Genomic DNA, 6751 nt, shown 5'->3' on the forward strand with positions numbered 1-6751 from the left:
TTATATGATTATTACTAAGAGGCTTATCAATCTGCCTCTTCTTTTCGATGGTGCTTTCGCTTTTCTAGCCGCCAACCAAGGATCCAGGCCAAAACAAGCAGATAGTTCTCAACGGCTCCAATAAGGTTAATGTACTGGGACGGTTCCTGAATAAAGCCCACTAAGTGATTGCTTCCAATGCCAAGACCACCAATAATGAGTCCCAATAAAACAGCCTTCAGGTAAAACCAATCATATTTCATCAGCACAGCCATTAATATAATAACAACTGCTATATCCCAAAATGCTATTTCTCTCTGCCAACCACGAGAAATACCGTAAGCGGACTGGCTGCCCATGAAATTCGGAGCCAAAAGCTGCAATAGACTAGCACAGGACATAGCAGCAATAACGAAAACAAATACAACCTTCAGAAACTTATTCATCTGATTTTCCCTTCTTTTCATAGATATCCGCCATCCTCTCTTTAATCTGCTGGCGGTTTTTGGCAGACAATATAGGAACACCACTTAGTTCTAACCAATGAAACAGGTAGTCAATTTTGGAAGAAAAGGAATAGTCCACCCCCGTAAGAACTGGATCAAACCAAATATCAGCTAAGATAAGAAAAACGCTGGCAGTTTCATCGGGATAGGAGCAATCAAACTCTCCCTGCTGGTTGCCCTGCTGAATCATATCACTTACGTAAGGTACCAACACTTGAATTGTATTTCTGAGCGTAAATAACAAGCCAAAGGGAACTTTTTCAGCCCAGTTAATATGAGACATATCCTGCAAGGAATCCTTTTGAAGTAAAAAATCCACTAAATGGCTAAAACGCTGACTGACCGAAATATCCTTATCAGCGCATAGCTTAGATAAATACTGAGTCACTTCAGCAACTTCAGCTTTCATAATTTCTTGTAAAATAGCCTCTTTGCCGGCAAAGTGATGGTAGACAGCCCCTTTTGATAAATCTGCACTTTTAATAATGTCAGCCATGGTCGTTGTCTGGTAACCCTGCTTAGCAAATAGAGGGAGGGCCGTTTTTAGGATCAATTCTTTTGTTCGCAGGGATTTTTCTTCTTGTTTCAATAGACTCTATCCTCTCTATCAAAAAAACAGACCAACAGTCTGTTTTTGATTATAAGGATAAGAGCTCTGTTTGTCAAGAAAATGAGAAAGAAATAGATTTTTATCACAAATCGTTTTCCGCTCTTTGCTCTTTAATTTTAAGAAAAATATCCACTAAAGCATCCTTCACGGATTCAAAATAGCTTTCTTATCTACCTGTAATTAACATATGATAAAGGCATGGCCACCAAATAGAGCTATCCCCAAACCTCATCAATAATCTCTTTAACAAGAGCCAGCTTGTTCCACTGATCTTCTTCTGTGATGAGATTGCCTTCTTGGGTTGAGGCGAAGCCACACTGGGTTGCCAGCCAGAGTTGTTCCAACGGCAGAATCTCCTGAGCTTGACGAATGCGCTTGATAACAGCCTCTTTATCCTCTAGTTTTCCTTCTTTTGTGGTAATCAAGCCAAGGACAGCAACCTTGTTAGGGTCCTTAAATGCCGCCAAAGGTTCAAATCCACCAGACCGCTCATTATCATATTCAAGGAAATAAGCTGTCGCCCGTTCGCGACCAAAGAGTGTCTCAGCCACTGCTGTGTAAGGTCCTGTTGTCGCATAGGTTGACTGGTAATTTCCACGGCAGACATGAGTATTAATTTGGAGGTCTTCTGGAAGATTTTCCAAGGCCTTATTATTGATATAAAGCAAACCTTCACGAATAGTATCCTTATCAATCTTACCATCCGTTACGGTCTTATAAAACTCATCATCCATGATAATCCCCCAGGTACAATCATCCAGCTGAACCGTGCGTGCACCTTCTTCGTAAAAAGCAAGGATAGCATCGTGATAGGCTGCAGCCAAATCGTCAATCAAGTCTTGCTGATTAGGATAGACAGCTAAGGCCTTTTGGATATTAGTGCCGCGTTGCAGCTCAACCAAGCACTGGGATGGTGCGGGAATGCTGATTTTAGCCTCTACGCCGTGCTCATCAGCCAGTTTTTTCAAAAACTGATAGTGCTTGATGAAGGGATGGTATTCCTTGGTAAAACCAATTTTACCAGTAACGATAGCCGAATCATCGTTAGTTTCTACCTCTTGGAAGGCCAACCCTTCTCCATACTGGTAGCGCTCAATGCCATCAAAGCCCCAGAAAAAATCCACATGCCAGTTGGCACGACGAAATTCCCCATCGGTTACTTTTTCAAGACCGGCAGCAACCTGTTTATCGACCAAATCCGTAATCAGCCGGTCTTCAACTGCGGTCAAGTCTGCTTCCGAAATCTTACCAGCTTCAAAAGCTGCACGTGCTTCCTTCAATTCAGTTGGCCTTAGGAAAGACCCCACATGTTCAAAATATTTTTTAGTCATTAGTCTTACCCCTTTATCGAATATGCTTCTATTGTATCAGAGAGCGATATAACTGTAAAATATATATTTTATATATTATTAAATAGCTTAAAACTATACCTCTGTCCGAATAGCTTCCCTAGAATCGCTCTAGTAATGCTCAATCCGGTTCTAAAACAAGCAGATAGGTTTTCCCCTTTCTCTGAAGATAGCGGACGCGATAACGACCAGAAAGGTACTGTAAGCGCCCTAGATAGGTAATTCTACTTCGATTCAAGGCTCTAACAACACCGTAGGGATTGCGGTCTGTTACAAAACGGTAATCCATAAAGCTTAAGAAATGACGATAGACAATAATGCCTCTTATACCTCGACTCATTTCAGCTACTTCCTTTCCCTGTAGGATTAGTTCTTGTCCCTCCCGTCTCACTCGCCAACTCCAATACCAACGATGAAGATTTATGGGAAGTAAGCATAACCAAATTAGATTATAAAAACATAGAAAAAAGAATAAGGTAACAAAAATAGACGACACATTTTTCTCCTTTAGCAAAATAAAAATGAACTACCAGCCTGTGAGGCTAGTAGTCCCGATTTGTTACTCCTCTTTCAGTTTTTGTAACTCTTGAGCCAAGAGCTTGAGAGCCACCTGTGGATTGGCCTGACCTTTAGTAGCTTTCATAAGGAAGCCTGTAAAAGCTTTATCAGCATTGCGTTTACCGGATTTGAAATCAGCAACGGCTGCTTCATTATCGGCAAAGACTTGGTGGATAATCGGAATCAAGACGTCTGGATTAGAGATTTGCACCAGTCCGGCTTTTTCCACATAATCACGCGCACCACCGCCATTTTTCGCCAAATGAACAAAGACCTTTTTGGCAATTTTCGATGAAATGGTACTATCTTCGATCAAGCTCAGCATTTCCACCAGATTTTCTGGTGTCAGATTAATGTGCTCTATGGTCTTAGCTTCGCTATTGAGGAATTGGGCTACTTCACCTTGGAGCCAATTGGAAACCTGCTTGGCGTCGCCGCCTAGACCAACAGCTTTTTCAAAGAAATCTGATGTCGCCTTAGTCGCTGTCAATTGACTAGCATCATAATCCGTCAGACCCAATTCATTCACATAGCGGGCTCGGCGGTCTTTGGCAAATTCAGGCAGGCTGCCCCGCATGTCCTCAATCCAATCATCAGAAATCTCAAAGATTGGCAGATCGGGCTCTGGGAAGTAACGGTAATCGGCCGAACCCTCTTTAACCCGCATAAGAATCGTTTGTTTCCCTGCTTCATCATAACGACGCGTTTCTTGTTGAATCACACCACCGGAACGCAGGATTTTGGCCTGACGCTCAACCTCATATTCCAAGCCCTTGCGGACATTACTGAAGGAGTTGAGATTTTTTAGCTCTGTCTTGGTACCAAATTCTTCTTGACCGTAAGGACGCAGGGAAATATTGGCATCAACCCGCATGGAGCCTTCTTCCATCTTGACATCAGAAATACCGGTATACTGGATAATTTCCTTTAAAGCTGTCAAATAAGCATAAGCCTCTTCAGGAGAGCGCATATCAGCCTCAGAAACAATCTCAATCAAAGGGACACCCTGACGGTTGAGGTCAACGTAGGAATAACCATCATCAGCGTGAGTATTCTTACCAGCATCTTCTTCCAAGTGCGCCCGTTCAATACGAATTTTCTTTGTCGAACCATCATCCAGCTGCGCTTCCAGCCAGCCATTATAGCCGATTGGTTCATCAAATTGCGAAATTTGATAGGCTTTTGGATTATCAGGATAGAAATAATTCTTGCGGTCAAAGTGCATGGTCTGGTGGATATCCATGTTGAGCGCCAAAGCAGCTTTTATTCCCGCCTCAATAACACCCTTATTCATAACCGGCAAAACACCGGGGAAGGACCAATCGATGATATTAGTATTGGCATTGGGATTCTCACCAAAATGAGCCGATGATGGTGAGAAAATTTTTGAATTGGTATTTAATTCCACATGGACTTCCAGCCCAATAATGGTTTCAAAGTTCATTAGTTCTCACCTCCAAAAATTGCTGGCTGCTGCTTATGGTAGTCAGTCACTGCTTCAAAAGCAGAGGCTGCTTGATAGATAGTTTCCTCACCATATTTAGGACCAATTAATTGCAATCCAACTGGCAAACCTTCCACAAAGCCTGACGGAATCGAAATTCCTGGCAGCCCAGCTAGATTGACTGGAATGGTCAAAAGGTCAGCCAGATACATGGCAACAGGGTCGTGATTGAGCGTATCCAAACCGAAAGCTACCTGCGGTGCTGTAGGACCAAGGATAAGGTCATAATTGGCAAAGACCTTCTCAAAATCTTGGATAATCAGACTGCGTACCTGACCTGCCTTTTTAAAGTAGGCATCATAATAACCAGACGACAGACTGAAGGTCCCCAGCATGATACGGCGTTTAACTTCATCACCAAAGCCTTGGCTGCGAGTCTTGACATAGATATCCTCTAGAGATTCGGCACCTTCTGCTCGGAAGCCGTAGCGAATCCCATCGAAGCGTTGCAGGTTGGAGGACGCTTCTGAAGAAGCAATGATGTAATAAACCGCCACACCATACTTGGAATGGGGCAGACTAACCTCTTCAACAACGGCTCCCAGTTTTTCAAACTGCTTAGCTGCTGCTAGAATATTTTCTCTAATTTGTGGATCAATACCTTCGCCCAAGTATTCCTTAGGCAGGGCAATTTTCATCCCCTTGATGTCTTGCCCAATCTTACTGGTATAATCAGCAATCCGAACAGGAGCAGAGGTGGAATCTTTCTTGTCCTCGCTGGCAATAGCATTTAACAGTTGGGCATTTTCCTTGACTGTTGGCGCAAAGGGACCAATCTGATCCAGCGAGCTGCCAAAGGCAATCAGGCCAAAACGGGACACCGTACCGTAAGTTGGCTTAAGACCGACAACACCATTGAAGGCTGCTGGTTGACGGATGGAACCACCCGTATCAGATCCCAGTGACAGACGAACCTGACCAGAAGCTACTGCTGTCGCTGAACCACCAGATGAACCACCAGGGACCTTGCTTTGATCCCAAGCATTTTTAGTTTTCTTGAAGTAGGAAGTTTCGGTTGAGCCACCCATAGCAAACTCGTCCATATTGGTCTTACCAACAATGATCATACCTTTTCCATAGGCATTTTGAACAGCTGTCGCATCAAAGATGGGTTCATAATTGTAGAGCATTTTCGATGCAGCAGTTGTTAAAATACCCTTAGTCGAGATATTATCCTTAACCGCTAAAGGAATTCCTGAAAGGACATTATCCGCATCAATTCCTTCTTCATCTATAGTCTGAGCTTGCTCTAGAGCTGCCTCTTCTGCTACCGTGATAAAAGAGCCAACAGCCGCCTCACGCGCCTTGATATCCTCGAGTGTCGCCTCAGTCAGTTCAGTCGCAGAAATTTCTTTTTTGACCAGAAGGTCGTGTAATTCTTCAATTGTTTTATGATTAAAAGACATCAGGCATCTCCTCCGTCATCTAAGATCGCCGGTACCTTGATATAGTAATCTTTCGACTCCGGTACATTTTTAAAGAGCTGATCGCGATCAGTTCCTTCTTCAGCCACATCAGGGCGAATAACTGTCTTGCGGTCAGCCATGGTTGTTGTAATAGGCACACCAGTCGTATCAACTTCATTCAACAGCTCAACCATGTCGACAATTTTGGTCAAGGTAGTCGCAAATTCAGCCGTTTCTTCATCTGAGAAGGACAACTTTGACAAGGCCGCTACATGGCGAACTTCTTCTTCAGAAATTTTCATCCATTTTTCTCCTATAAGCATTACATAGTCTTCAAAATTATATCACACTTTTAAAGATAAAAACATTCTTTCAAAATTGTAAGGGCAGGGCTTCATTATTTTGGTACACTGATATTAAGGAGGAAGATGCCATGAAAACACTAAAAGGATGGAATACTAATCAGCTTAAATACATCGCCCTGACTTTTATGGTAATGGATTCTGCATTTTTTGCCTTCCCTGGCTTGCCAAGCTGGCTGCATCTCATGACACGATTTGTTGCTCCTGTCTTTGCTTATTTAACACTGGAAGGTTTCTTTCATACCAGAAATCGGCAAAAACATTTGCTTCGATTGTGGGTGGCTGCCATTCTCATGCAGCTGGGTGACTTCCTATCTTTGCTGCTCCTAGGATCTAAGCACCAGATCGTAGATAACCCGTGGTGCTAGTTTATTTTTTAGTTCACAAAAAAGTCCATTTGGATTATGCTGTTAGTGATCAAACGAACAGGAGTTATCCAAATGAACCACTTACATTATACCGCTAAACATCATCACT

7 protein-coding genes and 1 pseudogene are annotated in these 6751 nt (G+C 42.9%); 1 reads left to right on the forward strand and 7 read right to left on the reverse strand.

The window, feature by feature from the left end; all coding sequences use genetic code 11:
• Positions 1-26 precede the first annotated feature (26 nt).
• From AC4HAL_RS08465 to gatC, 7 genes are all read right to left on the reverse strand, one after another.
• Positions 27-425 (reverse strand): hypothetical protein, encoded by a 399-nt coding sequence (locus AC4HAL_RS08465; protein WP_491093800.1) that lies wholly within the window; start codon positions 423-425, stop codon positions 27-29.
• On the reverse strand, positions 418-1074 hold the full coding sequence (locus AC4HAL_RS08470; RefSeq protein WP_491093801.1) for a TetR/AcrR family transcriptional regulator: 657 nt from the start codon (positions 1072-1074) through the stop codon (positions 418-420). The genes AC4HAL_RS08465 and AC4HAL_RS08470 overlap by 8 nt, the downstream gene beginning before the upstream one ends.
• Positions 1075-1310: 236 nt before the next feature.
• On the reverse strand, positions 1311-2426 hold the full coding sequence (locus AC4HAL_RS08475; protein WP_491093802.1) for a 5-methyltetrahydropteroyltriglutamate--homocysteine S-methyltransferase: 1116 nt from the start codon (positions 2424-2426) through the stop codon (positions 1311-1313).
• Positions 2427-2565: 139 nt separating this feature from the next.
• Positions 2566-2784: a hypothetical protein gene (locus AC4HAL_RS08480; RefSeq protein ID WP_491093803.1), complete on the reverse strand. Its 219-nt coding sequence runs from the start codon at positions 2782-2784 to the stop codon at positions 2566-2568.
• A 219-nt stretch (positions 2785-3003) separates the two neighbouring features.
• Positions 3004-4446, reverse strand: coding sequence for an Asp-tRNA(Asn)/Glu-tRNA(Gln) amidotransferase subunit GatB (gene gatB, locus AC4HAL_RS08485; RefSeq protein ID WP_491093804.1), 1443 nt, complete (start codon positions 4444-4446; stop codon positions 3004-3006).
• Positions 4446-5912 carry an Asp-tRNA(Asn)/Glu-tRNA(Gln) amidotransferase subunit GatA gene (gene gatA / locus AC4HAL_RS08490; RefSeq protein ID WP_491093805.1) on the reverse strand — a complete coding sequence of 489 codons (1467 nt, stop codon included), beginning with the start codon at positions 5910-5912 and terminating at the stop codon, positions 4446-4448. Before gatA ends, gatB begins: the two co-directional genes overlap by 1 nt.
• On the reverse strand, positions 5912-6214 hold the full coding sequence (gatC, locus tag AC4HAL_RS08495; RefSeq protein ID WP_165208940.1) for an Asp-tRNA(Asn)/Glu-tRNA(Gln) amidotransferase subunit GatC: 303 nt from the start codon (positions 6212-6214) through the stop codon (positions 5912-5914). The genes gatA and gatC overlap by 1 nt, the downstream gene beginning before the upstream one ends.
• A 131-nt stretch (positions 6215-6345) precedes the next feature.
• Here gatC and AC4HAL_RS08500 point away from each other — a divergent pair.
• A pseudogene (locus AC4HAL_RS08500) lies at positions 6346-6630 on the forward strand (TraX family protein); the annotation flags it as partial.
• Positions 6631-6751: the final 121 nt, after the last annotated feature.

The sequence above is a fragment of the Streptococcus sp. ELY_125 genome (assembly GCF_058314535.1).